Origin of the sequence: Actinoplanes sp. NPDC051411, assembly GCF_040682075.1 — a bacterium.
In the GTDB taxonomy this organism is placed as follows: Bacteria; Actinomycetota; Actinomycetes; order Mycobacteriales; family Micromonosporaceae; genus Actinoplanes.
Window position 1 is genome coordinate 66,030 of the sequence record NZ_JBFBAD010000041.1, and the last position, 16,428, is coordinate 82,457.

The following is a 16,428-nucleotide window of genomic DNA, read 5'->3' on the forward strand; positions in this document are numbered from 1 at the left end:
CCGTATGTACGAGAAGGACGGCGAGAAGTACTTCATCGTCGACAGCCACATGCACTACTGGAACGCGTTGCCGTCCAACTGGGTGCCGGGCGCCGAGCAGTACGCCAAGGGCTGGATCGAATGCTTCCACGCCTACCAGGCGCTCGGCCCGAAGGAGACGCACTGGCCGATCGAGAAGTTCGAGGGCTACACCGAGGACGACCTGATGAAGGACGTCTTCTCCGACGGCCACGTGGACGTCGCGATCTTCCAGCCGACGTATCTGACCGAGTGGTACAAGGAGGGCTTCAACACCACCGAGCGCAACGCCGCCCTCGGCGCGAAGCACCCCGGCAAGTTCATCGCCAACACCCGGTTCGACCCGCGCGACGGCGACGACGGCCTCAAGAAGCTGGAAGAGAACGTCGCCCGGTACGGCAGCATCGGCCTGAAGCTCTACACCGCGGAGTGGAAAGACGGCTCCCGCGGCTGGACGCTCAAGGACCCGGCCGCCTACCGCTACCTGGAGAAGGCCCAGGAACTCGGCATCAAGAACGTCCACGTCCACAAGGGACCGACGATCTGGCCGCTCGACAAGGACGCCTTCGACGTGTCCGACGTCGACCACGCGGCGACCGACTTCCCGGAGCTCAACTTCATCGTCGAGCATGTCGGCCTGCCCCGGATCGAGGACTTCTGCTTCATGGCGACGCAGGAGCCCAACGTCTACGCCGGCCTGTCGGTGGTGATCGGCGGCCTCATGCACGCCCGGCCGCGGTTCTTCGCCAAGGTGATGGGCGAGCTGCTGTTCTGGGTCGGCGAGGACAAGATGACCTTCGGCAGCGACTACGGCATCTGGGAGCCGAAGTGGCAGATCGAGGGCTTCGTCGACTGGGACTACCCAGGTGAGGAATTCGACGACTTCCCGCGGGTGACCACGGCGACCAAGAAGAAGATCCTCGGGCTGAACGCCGCTCGCCTGTACGGCATCGACGTGCCCGCGGAATATCAGCTCGACGCGGGCGAGGGGACACCGGCGGCTCGGGACGACTCCGTCGGTGTCAGTTCCGAGTCGCCGGCGGTCTCGCCGGCATGACCGCCTGCACCGAGCGGCACCTGACGACGGCATCGCAGGCGAGGGCCAGAAGGGCATGCCCATGGAACTCAGTATGACCGCCACTCAGGTGGGGTCGCGCATTCTGGCCGCTCTGGCCGGGGTGCGCGACCCCGAGCTGGACGAGCCGGTGACGGTGCTCGGCTTCGTCGCGTCGGCGGTCATCGACGACGACGGCACGGCGGTCGTTCACCTGCGCCTGCCGACGTACTTCTGTGCGCCCAACTTCGCGTACCTGATGGTGGCCGACGCCTACGACGCGGTGGCCGCCCTCGACGAGGTCCGCCGGGCGGAGGTGGTGCTGGACGACCACTTCGCCTCGGACGCGATCAACGAAGGGGTGGCGGCCCGGGCCGGGTTCGTCGCCTCGTTCGAGGGGGAGGCGGTCGACGAGCTGGACAAGCTCCGCAAGGACTTCCTGCGTAAAGCGGTATTGGCCGGCACCGATGTGGTGTGCCGGCCGCTTCCCTCTCCCGGGACATCGACGCTCGGCGATGTACCGCCTTCGAGGGCCCTCGACCAGCTGCGCCGTCGCCGCGCGGAGCTCGGTCTGCCGGCCGACGACGCGTCCCCGCTGCTCATCGACCCGGTGACCGGTGCGGCGATCGCCGATGACCAGGTACCGCTGCATCTGCGCCGAGCCCGGCTGACCCGCACGAGCCTCGACGCGAACACCGGCATCTGCCGCGGCATGCTGCGGCACCGCTACTCCACCGACGGCCAGGGCGAACAGGCCCAGGAATAGAGGAGAGACCCCCGATGGCCAAAGAACTCCGATTCGGCGCGGACGCGCGCACCCTGCTGCTCAACGGCGTCGACAAGCTGGCCGAGGCGGTCAAGGCGACGCTCGGACCGAAGGGGCGCAACGTCATCCTGGAGAAGATCACCGGTTCGCCCGTGGTCACCAACGACGGCGTGACCATCGCGCGGGAGATCCATCTGAAGGACCAGTTCGAGAACATGGGCGCCCAGCTGGTCAAGGAAGCGGCGATCAAGACCAACGACATCGTCGGTGACGGGACGACGACGGCGACCGTGCTCGCTCAGGCGATCATCCGGGAGGGTATGGCGGCGATCGGGGCGGGTGCCAATCCCGTACTGGTCAAAAGAGGTGTTGATCTTGCGGTTGACCGCCTGGTCGAACGCCTCCGGACCGTCGCCCGCGCGATCGACAGCGAGGCCGACCTGGCCCGCGTCGCCGCGATCTCGGCCAACGACGACGACGTGGTCGGCGGGGTCATCGCGAAGGCCCTGCACACCGTCGGCGACGGCGGGATCGTCACGGTCGAGGAGTCGCCGCGGCACGGCATGAGCGTCGACTTCGTCGAGGGCTTCGAGTTCGACAACGGCTACGTGTCGCCCTACATGGTCACCGACCCGGCCCGGCTCATCGCGGTCGTCGACGAGCCCTACATCCTGATGACGGCCGAGAAGATCACCAAGGTCCAGCAGCTCATGCCGCTGCTCGACAAGATCATGCGCGAGCCCCGGCCGCTGATCATCATCGCCGAGAACGTCGAGGGCACCGCGCTGTCGATGCTCACCCACAACCACGTCAACGGCATCTTCCAGTGCGTCGCCGTGCGGGCCCCCGGCTTCGGCGACCGGCGCCTGCACAAGCTGGAGGACATCGCCGCCATCTGCGGCGGCGCGGTGCACAGCCGGCACTCCGGCTTCACCCTGGAGACGATGACCATCGACCAGCTCGGCCGGGCCGGGCAGGTGCGGGTCGACGCCGACCACACCGCGATCATCGACGGCGGCGGCTCCTCGGACGACGTCCAGTTCCGGCTGACGCAGTTGCGGGCCGAGCTGGAACGGGCGAGCTTCGGAGTCGACGAGGACGTGCTCACCGAACGGATCGGTTCGCTCTCCGGCAAGGTCGCGGTGATCCAGGTCGGCGCGCCGACGCCGGCCGAACTCAAGGAACTGCAGCACCGGGTCGAGGACGCGCTGTCGGCCTCGCGGGCCGCCATGGCCGAGGGCATCGTGGCCGGCGGGGGTGCGGCCCTGCTGCACGCCGCGGACGCGCTCGACGGCCTCGACCTCAAGGACGACTACGCGACCGGCGTCGAGATCGTCCGGCGCGCGCTGAGCGAACCGGCGTTCCTGATCGCCGCCAACGCCGGCTACTCCGGCGCCGAGACGGTCGCCCGCATCTCCCAGCTCGGCCCGGACGAGGGCTTCGACGCCCTCGACGGCCGCTTCGGCAACATGATCGACATGGGCATCGTCGACCCGCTGCGGGTCGCCCGCTCGGCCCTGCAGAACGGCGCGTCGGTCGCCGGCCTGCTGCTCACGACCAACACGCTGGTCGCCGAGGAGCAGACCCCGTGGGGCGGCAGCGCGTCGCTGATGACCGAGTTCGGCCCGCTCGACGAGGGCCTCAAACAACCGTCGCCGGACTCGAGCACCCCGCAGTCGCTGGGCCTCGGCCCGTCCGTCGCCTAGATGACCACCACCGTTCCCGCCCGCGACACGCTGACCGTGTTGCGGGCGCGCGGGCGCCTGCGGGGCTCGATCGCACTGCTCGGCCCGGCCTTCGTCGCCGCCGTCGCCTACGTCGACCCGGGCAACTTCGCCACCAACTTCACCGCCGGCGCGCACTTCGGCTACATGCTGATCTGGGTCATCGTGGTCGCCAACCTCAGCGCCATGCTGGTGCAGTACCTGTCGGCCAAGGCGGGCGTCGCCACCGGCCGCGACCTGCCCGAGCTGTGCCGCGAGTTCCTGCCCCGACCGGCGTCCCGCGGCCTCTGGGTGCAGGCCGAGATCATGGCGATGGCGACCGACCTGGCCGAGTTCCTGGGCGCCGCGGTCGGGCTCAACCTGCTCTTCCACGTGCCGCTGTTCCCGGCCGGGCTGATCACGGCCGTCGTCGCCTTCGGCATCCTCGGCCTCGAACAACGCGGCTACCGCCGCTTCGAACTGGCGATCGTCGCTCTCCTCGGCATCGTCCTGCTGGGCTTTCTGTACGACCTCCTGGCCGTACGCCCGTCCCCGGCCTCAGCGGTCTCGGGGCTGGTCCCGACGCTCGCGGGCGGCGACAGCCTGATCCTGGTCTGCGGCATCATCGGCGCGACCGTCATGCCCCACGTGGTCTACCTGCACTCGGCCCTCACCAAGTCCCGCATCGCCTGCCGCGACGACGCCGAACGCCAGGAACTGCTCCGCTTCCAGCGCCTCGACGTGGTCATCGGCCTCGGCGCGGCCGGCCTGATCAACCTGTCGATGCTGGTGGTCGCGGCCGCCCTCTTCCACGGCACGTCGTTCAACGGCGACCCGATCACGGCCGCCCACGACGGCCTGGGCCGCCTGGTCGGCGGGGGCGCGGCGCTGGCCTTCGCGATGGCCCTGCTCGCCTCCGGCCTGTCGTCGTCCAGCGTCGGCACCTACGCCGGCCAGGTCGTCATGCAGGGCTTCATCCGCCGCCGCATCCCGCTGTTCCTGCGCCGCGCGGTGACGATGGCGCCGGCCCTGATCGTGCTCGCCCTGGGCCTGCCCCCGACCGCCAGCCTGGTCGTCTCCCAGGTGGTGCTCTCGTTCGGCATCCCGTTCGCCCTGGTCCCGCTCCTACTCGTGACCCGCCGCCGCGACATCATGGGCGTCTTCGTCAACCACCGCCTGACGACCACCGCCGCCGGGGTCGTGGTCAGCCTGATCATCGCCCTGAACGCCTACCTCCTCCTCGACACGTTCCTCTGAGGCTCGGATCTCAGCGTCGGCACAGGGGCGGGGGATGACGATGCGGGAATGACCGCGTTGTCGGAACGCCCCGCCGCGCTGCTCGTGGCGGTGTCGCGGCCCTGGTTCTGGCCGGTGTCGTGGGTGCCCGCCTACCTCGGCACCGTGCTCGCCGGCCACGCCTTGCTGCCCGCCCGGGCCGATGCCGGCCGGGCCGTCGTGGCGCTGCTGATCCTGGGACCGCTGGTCTGGGGTGCGGTCCTCGCCCAGAACGACCTGCACGATCTGCCCAGCGACCGGGCCAACCCGCGCAAGGCGACCGCGCCGCTCGTGAGCGGCGCGGTGTCGGCCGGGCGTCTGCGGACCTGGTACCGCGTGATCGCGCTGGCCGCGGTCGGGGCCGCGCCGTTCGTGGGCCCGCTGTTCGTGGTCGGCGTGGTCGGCGTGCTGCTGCTCGGTACGGCGTACAGCGTGCCGCCGCTGCGCCTGAAGACCCGGCCGGGCTGGGACGTCGCGGTCAACGCGCTCGTCGTCGGGGTCGTGTCGCCGGTCGCCGGCTGGTCGATCACGCGGGCACCGTGGGAGTTCCCGTGGCAGTTCGGACTGATCGGCGTGTTGTTCGCGGCCGCGCTCTATGTGCCGACCACGGTGACCGACCTCGCCGCGGACTCGGTGGCCGGTGACACCACGTTCGCGGTGCGGTTCGGCGCGGACTACGCGTACGGCCTCGGGATCGCCCTGTGGGCGGCGGCGTTGATGTTCTCGCTGGTTTTCGCCGCCCTCGATGTCATGGTGCCCCGCTCGACGCTGGTTCCGCAGTCGGTGATGGCGCCGGTGCTGCTGGCGGCGTACGCGATCCTCACCCGCCGCCCGACCATCGCGAGGATGGCGGCCGTGTCGATGGTGTTCGCGATACCCACGGCCGGGTTCGTGATGGCCTATCTGAGATAGCCGAGTGCTGCGATCTGACTCCTTCCCGGGCCCGGGACCTCACGGGAGCCAGCCTCGCAGGGATGCCACGATGACGACGATCCAGCCGCCGCCAACGGCGAACAACAGGAGGATTCTCAGCCGGCGGACGCCCAGCCATTTTCGGCCTCGGGGGACGACGTGTGCCGTGGCCAGGATGTCTTCGAATCCGGTGCCACCGGCCACCTTCTTCTCGATCGCGATGACCGTCCGAATGTAGTGGTCCTGAAATGCCCGGTGCCGTTCCGCGACGGCGAACCAGAAGGACAGCAGGACGGTGGAGACCGCGGCCAGGACGATCGTGGCAGCCACGGTCGGAGACTTGAGGGAGAACAGCGCGGGGAACGCCAATGGAGATCGTCGAACGCCGCCGGTGCGGGCCGGGCACACTCCCGCCCCGCTTTGCGTCAGGCCGAGACCGGAAGACCGGCCGCCCACTGGAGCCCGCGCCTGGTGATCGTGTCGGTCGGCGGCACCAGCAGGTCGGCGGGCGAGTGGCCGAGCGTGTTCACGAACACCCGGCCCGCGCCGAATCGCCGCGTCCACACCACGGGCATCGTCACGCCGGCCGTCTCCGGCGCGCCGTGCCGGCCCTCGAATGTCGTCGTCGCCAGCACGTCGAGGCCCGGGTCGACGTGGCAGAAGTATTGCTCGGTGTGGACGTCGAAGTCCGCCACGCCGGCGGTGATCGGGTGCTCGCTGGTGATGGCCACGCGGTGGTCGACGAAGCCGCCGGGGTGGCAGAGGAAGCGGCCGCCGACCATGTACTGATAGCGGGACGCCTCGTAGAACGTCGCCACCACGCCGCCGTGCCAGCCTGCGAAGCCGGCGCCCGCGGCCACCCGGTCGACCAGGTTCGCCTCCTGCGAGGCGGTCAGCGCGCCCCCGGTCCAGCACTGCACGATCAGGTCGGCCGCGGCGAGCGCGGCCCGGTCGTCGTACGTCTCGAGCGTGTCCGACACGCGGACCGTGTGTTCCGCGAAGAGGTCGAGGAAGAGTGACGTGGTCTCGACCGGCGAGTGCCCGGCCCAGCCGCCCCGGATGATCAGCACGTTCACCGCCCGAGCCTAGCGGTGTCCGCGCGCTCTAGATTGACCCGGATCGATACAGCTCCTAGACTCGACAATCTGTTAACCAGTTTGCCAAATCTGGGGGAGCGGGCCGTGCGTCTCTGGACCGGACTTGCGAGCGTCATCGCCGTACTCATAGCGGGTGCCCCGGCGCCCGGCGCGACCGAAGCGGTGAAGCCCGCACCGGTCGTCACCGCGGCGGCGACCGCGATCCCGGGCTGGATGATCCAGACGTCGGCCCAGGTCGGCAGCGAAGCGGCGGTTTCCCGGCCCGGCTTCGACACCGCGGGCTGGCTGCCGGTGCCGGCGCGCTCAACGGTCTACGCGGGACTGGTGGCCAACAAGAAATACCCCGATCCGTTCTACTCGAAGAACATGGCGTCGGTGCCGACCGCCCAGTTCAAGGTGCCGTGGTGGTACCGGGCCGACATCCAGATCCCGGCCGACCAGAACCACACGAGCCTGAACTTCAGCGGCATTCTGTCCGCTTCGGACGTCTGGGTGAACGGCACCAAGGTCGCCACGACAGCCGGTGTCTACCCGTCGCAGGACGTCGACGTCACCGCCCTGGTCAAGCCGGGCACGAACAGCGTCGCGTTCAAGGTCCGGCCGAATGACCCGGACAAGAATCTGACCATGGGCTGGATCGACTGGGCCGAGACCCCGCCCGACCAGAACATGGGCATCGTCCGCGACGTCGTGGTCCACCGCACCGGCAGCGTCGCGCTCAGCAAGGCGCACGTCGTCACCGCGCTCAACGCCGACCGCAGTCACGCCGACCTCACCGTCAAGGCCGACGTCCGCAACACGACCGCCGCCGCGGTGACGACGACGGTCCGCGGCACGGTGGCCGGCCAGGCGATCAGCACGTCGGTCAGCCTCGCCGCGAATCAGACCAGGACCGTGACGTTCCCCGCGATCGGCCTCGACCACCCCGCGCTGTGGTGGCCGGCCGGCATGGGCGCGCCGACCCTCGACGACCTCGACCTGAGCGCCACGGTCGGCAACGCGGTCTCGGACACCGCCCACGACCGGTTCGGCATCCGTTCGGTCACGTCCTCGCTCAACGCGGCGGGCGCCCGCACCTACACGATCAACGGCCGGCCGCTGCTGATCAAGGGCGGCGGCTGGGCTCCCGACCTTCTCCTGCGCTGGGACACCCGGTACGCCGCCGATCGCCTGCGGTACGCCCTCGACCTCGGCCTCAACACGATGCGGCTCGAGGGGCACATCGAGCCCGACGAGTTCTTCGACCTCGCCGACCAGATGGGCATCCTGACCCTGCCGGGCTGGGAGTGCTGCGACAAGTGGCAGAGCATCAGCAAGTGGACCGACGCCGACTACGCCGTCGCCAAGGCGTCGGCCGTCTCCGAGGGTGCCCGGCTGCGCGACCACCCGAGCGTCATCTCGTTCCTGATCGGCAGCGACGAGTCGCCGACCGCCAAGGCGGAGACCAACTATCTGGACGCCCTGCGTTCGGTCGACTGGCCCGATCCGATCGTCACGTCGGCGGCGGATACGTCCTCGCCGCAGCTCGGCCGGTCGGGCCTCAAGATGACCGGACCCTACGACTGGGTCCCGCCGGCCTATTGGTACGACACCGCGCACTCGGACAGCGGCGGCGCGTGGGGCTTCAACTCGGAGACGAGCGCCGGCCCGGACATCCCGACCCTCGACACGCTCAACCGGATGATGACCCCGGCCGAGCTGAACACGCTCTGGACCGACCCGTCGGCCGCCGAATACCACCGGTCCAGTTCGGACACGTTCGGCAACCTGAAGCTCTACGGCGACGCGCTGACCGCCCGCTACGGCAAGGCGACCTCGCTCACCGACTTCGACAAGAAGGCGCAGCTGGCGCAGTACGAGAACATCCGCGCCCAGTACGAGGCCTACGGCCGTAACTTCCCGTCGGCGACCGGTGTCATCTACTGGATGTACAACAGCCCGTGGACGTCGCTGCACTGGCAGCTGTTCGACCGCTACCTCGACCAGGGCGGCTCCTACTTCGGCGCGCACGAGGCCAACAAGGCGCTGCACGTCCAGTATTCGTACGACAACAAGCAGATCGCGGTCGTCAACCGCAACCACGACCCGGTGTCCGGCCTGAGCGTCAAGGTCGACCTGTTCGACGTCAACGGCGTTTCGAAATACAGCGCCGGCAAGTCGTCGGTCACGGTCGGCGGCGACGGCGCGCACGCGACGCCGCTCACCCTTCCTTCCGTACGCGGCCTGCCCGCCACCTACCTCGCCCGGCTGATCCTGACCGATGCCGCCGGCCACGAGCTCGACCGGAACGTCTATTGGTTGTCCACCAGGTCCGATGTCATGGACTGGGCGAACAACGATTGGTACTACGTGCCGACGACCTCGTACGCCGACCTGACCGGCCTCCAGTCGATGCCGTCGAGCGCCGTCCAGGTGCTGCCGCACTCGGCGCAGCAGGGTACCGACACGGTGACCACGGTCGTCCTGCGCAACATCGGCACCGGCACCACCCCGGCCTTCTTCACCGACGCGCACGTCGTCGACGCCTCGGGGCAGCCGGTGCTGCCGGTCCGCTGGAGCGACAACGAGGTGACCCTCTGGCCGGGCGAGTCGGTGACCCTGACCGCGACCTACCGCACCGCCGACCTGCACGGCTCGGCCCCGTCGGTGCGGGTCTCCGGCTGGAACATCGGCACGACCACGGTCGGGGCCGGCAGCACGGTGCCGCCGCCCGGCGGCCACTGATCCGCACCGCCGACCGCGAACCGGTGCCCCGCCGGTTTGCCGAACGCGGGTGGAGAACTATCGTTCTCAGCCAGGTGGCCGGATCGTCGGAAGGACCACGATGCTCGACCGTGCGCCTGGGACGACCGGAGCCGCGTGATGCGGGCCGGAGGGGAGATCCGCGACGCGCTGAACCGGGCGGCCGGCACCACCCTGCTCTACCACGCCGACGGAAGCGCCGCCCGCACCGGCGCGCAGTTGCTGCAGCGCGCGGAGTCGCTGGCCGGCGCCCTGGTGCGGAACGGTCTGCGCGAGGCGACGGTCGGCCTGTTCTATCGGAACAGCGCCGCCGCGATGGAGGCCTTCATCGCCACGGAACTGATCGGCGCGACCCGGCTGCCGGTCGAGCCGTCGGCGCCGCCCGCCGAGGCGGCCGCGATCTACGCGGCCGCGGGCGTCGACGCGGTCCTGGCCGACCACGGCGTTCCCGGGCTGACCGCACCGGTGCTCGTCCACACCGACGCCGACCCGCTGAACGGGCCCCGCTGGACGACCGGCGTCGAGGTCGACCCCGAGCGAACCCTGGTGCTGTACCCGCGGGCCGTGCGCGACGGAACACTGTTCGCGATCCCGACCAGCTACCGCAACTGGCAGGCGATCATGCGCGTCAACCAGGAGCTCTACCGCCGCGGCGGCTACGGCGAGCCGCTGGGGGAGGGCGAGCGCCTGCTGACCATGCTCCAGCTCATGCACGTCACCGGCCTGGTCGCCGGCTTCCCGTTCCTGCTCATGGGCCGGCCGCAGGTGCTGATGGACCGGTTCAACGCCGAGGCGGCGGCCGGCCTGATCCGCGCTCAGGACATCACCACCGTGTTCGCGGTGCCGGGCATGCTCGACCGGATCGTCGCCCGGCCCGGGGCGTTCCCGTCCCTGCGCCGCGTGCTCTACGGCGGCGCCCCGGTCTCCAGCGACCAGATCGCGCGGTACGCGAGGGTCTTCGGCCCGGTGCTTTCCCAGCTCTACGGCCGGTACGAGGCGGGCTGGCCGCTGGCCGTGCTCACCCCGGCCGACCACGAGCGGATCCGCCGGGGCGAACCGGACCTCGCCGGCAGTTGCGGGCGCCCGATCGACGGCGTCGACCTCGAGCCGCGGCCGGCCGCCGGCGGCGAGGTCCGCGTCCGCAGCGCGATGACCTCGCCCCTGTTCACCGGCCCCGACGGCTGGTGCGGGGTCGGCGACACCGCGGTACGCGATCGGCACGGCTACCTCCGGCTGACCGGCCGCCTCGACGCGATGATCAACACCGGCGCGTTCCACGTCTATCCGGCCGAGGTGGAAGCGGCGGTCCGCGCGCTGCCGCAGATCGCCGACGCCCGCGTAGTCGGCGAACCCGACCCGGTCTGGGGCGAGATCGTCGTCGCCTACGTCGTCGCGAGGGCGCCGGTGACGCTCGAGGCGCTCCGCGACCGGCTCCGCGCGTCGCTGGCCCCGTACAAGATCCCGCGCGCCGTCCGCGTCGTCGACCGTCTGCCCCACGCGCCGGCACCGTGAGACCGGCGGCTCGTCGTCCGGTCATCGCCGCACGGCCTTCCGCGTCCGCACGCCGAAGCCCGGCGGCGCCCGCCGCCGGGCCGCTCTGATCACCCTGTGACAAGCCCTACGCCGACGCGGGCACCGAACCCGCCGGTGGCCGGGCCGTCGCGGCGAGCAGGATCTCGGCCGCCTGCCTGGCCTCGGACGCCGGGGCCGGGGTGTGCTGGACCGAGGCGGCCACGACCGCGCCTTCGACCAGCAGGTAGATCGCGTCCGCGACCGCCTTGGGGTAGCCCGCCGAGGCCGGGACCCGGGTGAGGATCTGCCGGAACTCCCGCTGGTGGTGGTGCACCTCGGCGGCCACGGCGGCGTTCGTCGGGCCGAGCTCCCCGTACGCGTTCATCCACGGGCAGCCCCGGAAGTCCGGTTCCCGGAACCAGTCGCGCAGCCACTCGAAGATCGCCAGGACGCGCTCCTCGCCGGGCGGCGTGCCGACCAGGAACGCCTGGATCGAGGCCATCATCCGTTCGTGGCGCCGCCGCAGGAACGCCACGATCATCTCGTCCTTGCCCGGGAAGAGCTGGTAGATCCGCTTGAGCGGCAGCCGGGACTCGGCGCGCAGCCGGTCCATCCCGACGGCCTGGATGCCGCGGCCGTAGAACAGCGCCTCCGCCGCGTCGAGCAGCCGCTGCCGGTCCTGTTCGTGTGTGTCGCTCGGCATAGGTCTTCCGGTTTGACGGCGAGAACGGTCGTTCTATAACCTACCACCGTCGGCGAGAACGATCGTTCTCGCCGAGCTGGGCCCTTCAAGGAAGAAGCATCTGCATGGCTGAAGAACCACTACGGCCCGCAACGCCGGTCTCCGTGCTCCCACGCCTTTCGGATATCAACTGCCCGCGCGACCTCGACCACCTCACCGGGCCCCAGCTCGACGAGCTGGCGGCGGAGATCCGCGAGTTCCTGGTGACGAATGTGGTGCGCACCGGAGGTCACCTGGGCCCGAACCTCGGGGTGGTCGAACTGACGCTCGCCGTTCACCGCGTCTTCGACTCACCCCGCGATTCGATCCTCTTCGACGTCGGCCATCAGAGTTACGTCCATAAGCTCGTCACCGGGCGCCACGACTTCAGCGGGCTGCGCCGGCGTGGGGGGCTGGCCGGATATCCGCAGCGCTCGGAGTCCGTGCACGACATCCTCGAGAGCTCCCACGCGTCGAGCTCGTTGTCGTGGGCGGACGGGATCTCCCGCGCGTACGCGCTCACCGGCGAGAACGATCGCCACGTCGTCGCCGTCGTGGGGGACGGGGCGCTGACCGGCGGGCTCAGCTGGGAGGCCCTGAACAACCTCGGCACGGGCGGGGAACGCAAGCTGGTCATCGTCGTCAACGACAACGGTCGCTCGTACGCGCCGACGGTCGGGGCGATCTCCCGGGTGCTGGCCGCACTCCGGTCGGGGCGCGAGGTCCGGCAGCCGACGAGGATCGCGGATCTGGACCTCGACTATCTCGGACCGGTCGACGGGCACGACCTTCCCGCGCTGGAGGCGGCTCTGCGCCGGACCAGGCACCGCGACCGGCCGGTGATCGTCCACGTCGTCACCGAGAAGGGCCGCGGCTACGAGCCCGCCCGGCGCGACGCGGCCGACCAGTTCCACGCGATCGGGCCCGTCGACCAGCTGGCGCGTCCCTCACGGCGTACGTCCGGCGGGAGCTGGACCTCCTCGTTCGGTGAGGCCATCGTCGGCCTGGCCGCCGGTGACCGGCGAATCATCGCCGTCACCGCGGCGATGACCGGCGCCACCGGCCTGCGCCCGCTCGCGGATCGCTTCCCGGACCGGGTGATCGATGTGGGGATCGCCGAGCAGCACGCCGTGGCGAGCGCGGCCGGGCTCGCCTTCGGCGGCCTGCATCCGGTGGTGGCGATGTACGCGACCTTCGTGAACCGGGCCATCGACCAGCTGTTGATGGATGTCGCTCTTCACCGGGCCGGGGTGACGCTGGTGCTGGACCGCGCCGGTGTCACGGGTCCGGACGGCGCCACCCATCACGGCGTCTGGGACATCGCGCTGCTTCAGGCCGTCCCGGGGCTGCGCCTGGCCGCGCCGCGGGATGCGCCGAGCCTTCGCGAAGAGCTGGCGGAGGCCGTACGGATCGACGACGCGCCGACGGTGTTGCGCCTGCCGAAGGGACCCGTGGGCAGGAACCTCGAGGCGGTCCGGCGCCTGGCCGACGGCGTGGACGTTCTCCGGGAGGCGCCCGGCCGCGACGTCCTCGTCATCGCCGTCGGCCCGTTCGCCGCCATGGCGCTGGAGATCGCCGACCGGCTCAACGCGCACGCACTCGGGGCCACGGTGGTTGATCCACGCTGGATTCTGCCGGTCGCCCCGAGCCTCGCCGTCCTGGCCACCGGGTTTCGCCGGGTGGTCACGCTGGAGGACGGGATCACCGGCCCCGGCTTCGGTGCGCGCGTGCGATCGACGCTGCTCGACGCGGGCGTGCGCACACCGGTGTCCCCCTTCGGGCTGCCCGACGGTTTCCTCGGCCACGGCGCGCGCGACGACATGCTGACGGAGCTGGGCCTCACCGCCTCGCAGATCACGGACGAGATCGTGCGCCTGCTGGCTTCTCGCACGGTAGAAAACAGGGAAACCCCATGAGCATTCAGACCTCGTCGGCCGCGGTGGATCACAGCATCGGTCCGCGCCGGCTCCGTACGCTGACCTTCGTCCTCGCCGCCGCCTCCGGCGTGTCGATCGCGAACATCTTCTACTCGCAGCCGCTGCTGGATCTGATCGCGCGAACCTTCCACGTCACCGACAGCGGCGCTTCGATCGTGGTGACCGTGACCCAGCTCGGCTACGCGGCCGGGATCATCGTGCTGATGCCGCTCGGAGACCTCATCGAGAACCGCGCCCTGGCGTCGAGGGTGCTGATCGTGACGGCTGTCGCGTCCGCGGTGGCCGGGTTCGCCACGAACCTGCCGCTCTTCCTCGTGTTCTCGGCCGTACTGGGCTTCACCTCCGTGGTCGCCCAGATCGTGGTCCCCCTCGCGGCGCACCTGGCACCGGTGGGGCAGGGTGGGCGTTACGTGGGCCAGGTGATGAGCGGGCTGCTTCTCGGCATCATGCTCGCGCGAAGCGTCTCGAGCTTCCTCGCCGATCTCTGGGGATGGCGCTCGGTCTACTTCGTCTCCGCCGGACTGATGCTGATCATGGCCGTCGTGCTGGCCGTGACGCTGCCCCGGCGCCGGCCCGACCACACCGGCAGTTACGGCAGCCTCATGATGTCGATCTGGCACATCATCCGGGAGGAGCCGGCGTTGCGGCGCCGGGCGGTGATGCAGGCACTCATGTTCGGGACGTTCTCGGCGTTCTGGACCTCGGTCACGTACGAGCTGATCAAGGAACACCACCTCTCGCAGACCCGGATCGCGGTCTTCGCGCTCATCGGCGCGGCCGGGGCGATCGCCGCCCCGATCGCGGGACGGCTGGGAGACCGTGGCCTCGGCGGCCCGGCGACCGGCGTCGTCTTCGCGCTCGCGGCCGTCGCCATGGCCGTCGCCGGCTTCGGCGTGCACAACCTCATCGTGCTCGCCCTGGCCGGGGTGCTCCTGGATCTGGCGGTTCAGGGAAACCTGGTGCTCAGCCAGCAGGAGATCTACGCGCTCCGGCCCGAGGCGCGATCGCGACTCAACACCGTCTTCATCGGCAGCGTCTTCTTCGGCGGCGCGATCGGATCGGCGCTGTCCGGACTGCTGTACGAGCGGGCCGGCTGGAGCGGCGTCGCCATCCTCGGCGTCGTGCTCGCGATCGTGGGCCTCGGCATCTGGGCCGCGTCACAGATGGCGCGCCGGCGCCTCCCGGCCGGGCGGCCGCTATGACCACCGTCCAACCCAGGCCCATCGCGGGCCGCCCCCATCCGGTTCGCACACCGGTCAAAGGAACCGCCCTCGCCCGCGTGCTCCGAACGACCGACGCGAAACAACTCGGGATCATGTACCTGGTCACCGCGTTCGGCTTCTTCCTGGTCGGCGGGGTCATGGCCCTGCTCATGCGCGCGGAGCTGGCCCGCCCCGGCCTGCAGTTCCTCTCACCCGAGCAGTACAACCAGCTGTTCACGATGCACGGCACGATCATGCTCCTGCTGTTCGCCACCCCCATCGTGTTCGCCTTCGCGAACTACCTCGTCCCGATCCAGATCGGCGCGCCCGACGTCGCGTTCCCCCGGCTCAACGCGTTCGCCTACTGGCTCTACCTGTTCGGCGGCCTCATCGTCGTCGGCGGGTTCCTCACGCCGGGTGGCGCGGCCGACTTCGGCTGGTTCGCCTACACGCCGCTGAGCGACTCGCTGCATTCGCCGGGCATCGGCGGCAACATGTGGGTCGTCGGCCTGCTCATCTCGGGCCTGGGAACCATCCTCGGCGCCGTCAACATGATCACCACCGTCCCGACCCTGCGCGCGCCCGGCATGACCATGTTCCGGATGTCGCCGCTGACCTGGAACATGCTCGTCACCAGCATGATGGTGATCATCGTTTTCCCGTTTCTGGCCGCCGCGTTGTTCGCGCTCGCCGCCGACCGCATCCTGGGTGCCCATGTGTTCGACGTGAGCACGGGTGGGCCGATGTTGTGGCAGCATCTGTTCTGGTTCTTCGGCCATCCCGAGGTCTACATCGTCGCGTTGCCGTTCTTCGGGATCATCACCGAGGTCATTCCGGTGTTCAGCCGTAAGCCGGTGTTCGGCTACAAGGGTCTGGTCGCCGCGACCCTGCTGATCGCCGCCCTGTCGATGTCGGTGTGGGCGCACCACATGTTCGTCACCGGTCAGGTGCTGTTGCCGTTCTTCAGCTTCCTGAGTTTCCTGATCGCGGTGCCGACGGGCATGAAGTTCTTCGTGTGGATCGGCACGATGTGGCGGGGCCAGATCAGTTTCGAGACACCGATGATGTTCGCGATCGGCTTCCTCGTGACGTTCCTGCTCGGTGGCCTGTCCGGCGTGCTGCTGGCCTCGCCGCCGATCGACTTCCACGTCTCGGACTCGTACTTCGTGATCGCGCACTTCCACTACGTGCTGTTCGGAACCATCGTGTTCGCGGTGTTCGCCGGCATCTACTTCTGGTTCCCGAAGATGTTCGGGCGGATGCTGGATGACCGGCTGGGCAAGGTCCACTTCTGGCTGACCTTCCTCGGTTTCCACGCGACGTTCCTGGTGCAGCACTGGCTGGGCACCAAGGGCATGCCGCGGCGTTATGCCGACTACCTGCCGTCCGATGGCTTCACGTTTTTGAACACGTTCTCGACGATCGGCTCGTTCGTGCTCGGGTTGTCGACGTTGCCGTTCATCTACAACGTGTGGAAGTCGTACAAGGT

Annotated in this window: 13 protein-coding genes; 10 read left to right on the top strand and 3 right to left on the bottom strand. The window is 69.8% G+C overall.

All coding sequences use genetic code 11. The features are described from left to right. Positions 1 to 4: 4 nt before the first annotated feature. The 5 genes from AB0M88_RS23275 (at position 5) to AB0M88_RS23295 (ending at position 5,728) form a co-directional block, all read left to right on the top strand. A complete protein-coding gene (locus AB0M88_RS23275) occupies positions 5 to 1,075 on the top strand; it encodes an amidohydrolase family protein (RefSeq protein ID WP_364105459.1) in 1,071 nt (356 codons plus the stop codon). Between the two features lie 73 nt (positions 1,076 to 1,148). Then, positions 1,149 to 1,838 carry an iron-sulfur cluster assembly protein gene (locus AB0M88_RS23280; protein ID WP_364105461.1) on the top strand — a complete coding sequence of 230 codons (690 nt, stop codon included), beginning with the start codon at positions 1,149 to 1,151 and terminating at the stop codon, positions 1,836 to 1,838. 14 nt (positions 1,839 to 1,852) lie between these two features. Beyond that, positions 1,853 to 3,544 carry a chaperonin GroEL gene (gene groL / locus AB0M88_RS23285; protein WP_364105463.1) on the top strand — a complete coding sequence of 564 codons (1,692 nt, stop codon included), beginning with the start codon at positions 1,853 to 1,855 and terminating at the stop codon, positions 3,542 to 3,544. Next, positions 3,545 to 4,798: an Nramp family divalent metal transporter gene (locus AB0M88_RS23290; RefSeq protein WP_364105465.1), complete on the top strand. Its 1,254-nt coding sequence runs from the start codon at positions 3,545 to 3,547 to the stop codon at positions 4,796 to 4,798. A gap of 48 nt (positions 4,799 to 4,846) precedes the next feature. Further along, a complete protein-coding gene (locus tag AB0M88_RS23295; RefSeq protein ID WP_364105467.1) occupies positions 4,847 to 5,728 on the top strand; it encodes a UbiA prenyltransferase family protein in 882 nt (293 codons plus the stop codon). Positions 5,729 to 5,767: 39 nt separating this feature from the next. On the opposite strand, the gene AB0M88_RS23300 is transcribed toward AB0M88_RS23295, so the two are convergent. Next, complete coding sequence (locus AB0M88_RS23300) at positions 5,768 to 6,058, bottom strand: hypothetical protein (RefSeq protein WP_364105469.1); 291 nt, start codon at positions 6,056 to 6,058, stop codon at positions 5,768 to 5,770. A 95-nt stretch (positions 6,059 to 6,153) separates the two neighbouring features. Further along, complete coding sequence (locus tag AB0M88_RS23305; protein ID WP_364105471.1) at positions 6,154 to 6,804, bottom strand: ThuA domain-containing protein; 651 nt, start codon at positions 6,802 to 6,804, stop codon at positions 6,154 to 6,156. A 105-nt stretch (positions 6,805 to 6,909) separates the two neighbouring features. Between AB0M88_RS23305 and AB0M88_RS23310 the strand changes: the two genes are divergently transcribed. Together AB0M88_RS23310 and AB0M88_RS23315 are read left to right on the top strand one after the other, a co-directional pair. Further along, the gene (locus tag AB0M88_RS23310; RefSeq protein WP_364105473.1) at positions 6,910 to 9,549 is read left to right on the top strand and encodes a sugar-binding domain-containing protein; all 2,640 of its coding nucleotides are present in this window, start codon (positions 6,910 to 6,912) and stop codon (positions 9,547 to 9,549) included. A gap of 138 nt (positions 9,550 to 9,687) precedes the next feature. Continuing rightward, positions 9,688 to 11,079, top strand: a complete 1,392-nt coding sequence (locus AB0M88_RS23315) for a fatty acid--CoA ligase family protein (protein ID WP_364105475.1) — start codon at positions 9,688 to 9,690, stop codon at positions 11,077 to 11,079. A 106-nt stretch (positions 11,080 to 11,185) separates the two neighbouring features. On the opposite strand, the gene AB0M88_RS23320 is transcribed toward AB0M88_RS23315, so the two are convergent. Beyond that, positions 11,186 to 11,782: a TetR/AcrR family transcriptional regulator gene (locus AB0M88_RS23320; protein ID WP_364105477.1), complete on the bottom strand. Its 597-nt coding sequence runs from the start codon at positions 11,780 to 11,782 to the stop codon at positions 11,186 to 11,188. A 104-nt stretch (positions 11,783 to 11,886) separates the two neighbouring features. On the opposite strand from AB0M88_RS23320, the gene AB0M88_RS23325 reads away from it, so the two are divergent. From AB0M88_RS23325 to AB0M88_RS23335, 3 genes are all read left to right on the top strand, one after another. Then, positions 11,887 to 13,716: a 1-deoxy-D-xylulose-5-phosphate synthase gene (locus tag AB0M88_RS23325; protein ID WP_364105479.1), complete on the top strand. Its 1,830-nt coding sequence runs from the start codon at positions 11,887 to 11,889 to the stop codon at positions 13,714 to 13,716. Continuing rightward, entirely contained in the window at positions 13,713 to 14,939 is a 1,227-nt protein-coding gene (locus AB0M88_RS23330) for an MFS transporter (RefSeq protein WP_364105481.1), read from the top strand. The genes AB0M88_RS23325 and AB0M88_RS23330 overlap by 4 nt, the downstream gene beginning before the upstream one ends. Continuing rightward, positions 14,936 to 16,428, top strand: a 1,493-nt coding sequence (locus AB0M88_RS23335) for a cbb3-type cytochrome c oxidase subunit I (protein WP_364105483.1), incomplete at its 3' end; no start/stop codon positions are given. The genes AB0M88_RS23330 and AB0M88_RS23335, both read left to right, overlap by 4 nt.

What these genes read in the sequence shown, in the direction of transcription:
- AB0M88_RS23275 (WP_364105459.1), top strand. Translation starts at nt 5, where the DNA reads ATGTACGAGAAGGACGGCGAGAAGTACTTCATCGTCGACAGCCACATG.
- AB0M88_RS23280 (WP_364105461.1), top strand. Translation starts at nt 1,149, where the DNA reads ATGACCGCCACTCAGGTGGGGTCGCGCATTCTGGCCGCTCTGGCCGGG.
- groL (WP_364105463.1), top strand. Translation starts at nt 1,853, where the DNA reads ATGGCCAAAGAACTCCGATTCGGCGCGGACGCGCGCACCCTGCTGCTC.
- AB0M88_RS23290 (WP_364105465.1), top strand. Translation starts at nt 3,545, where the DNA reads ATGACCACCACCGTTCCCGCCCGCGACACGCTGACCGTGTTGCGGGCG.
- AB0M88_RS23295 (WP_364105467.1), top strand. Translation starts at nt 4,847, where the DNA reads ATGACCGCGTTGTCGGAACGCCCCGCCGCGCTGCTCGTGGCGGTGTCG.
- AB0M88_RS23315 (WP_364105475.1), top strand. Translation starts at nt 9,688, where the DNA reads ATGCGGGCCGGAGGGGAGATCCGCGACGCGCTGAACCGGGCGGCCGGC.
- AB0M88_RS23320 (WP_364105477.1), bottom strand. Translation starts at nt 11,782, where the DNA reads ATGCCGAGCGACACACACGAACAGGACCGGCAGCGGCTGCTCGACGCG.
- AB0M88_RS23325 (WP_364105479.1), top strand. Translation starts at nt 11,887, where the DNA reads ATGGCTGAAGAACCACTACGGCCCGCAACGCCGGTCTCCGTGCTCCCA.
- AB0M88_RS23330 (WP_364105481.1), top strand. Translation starts at nt 13,713, where the DNA reads ATGAGCATTCAGACCTCGTCGGCCGCGGTGGATCACAGCATCGGTCCG.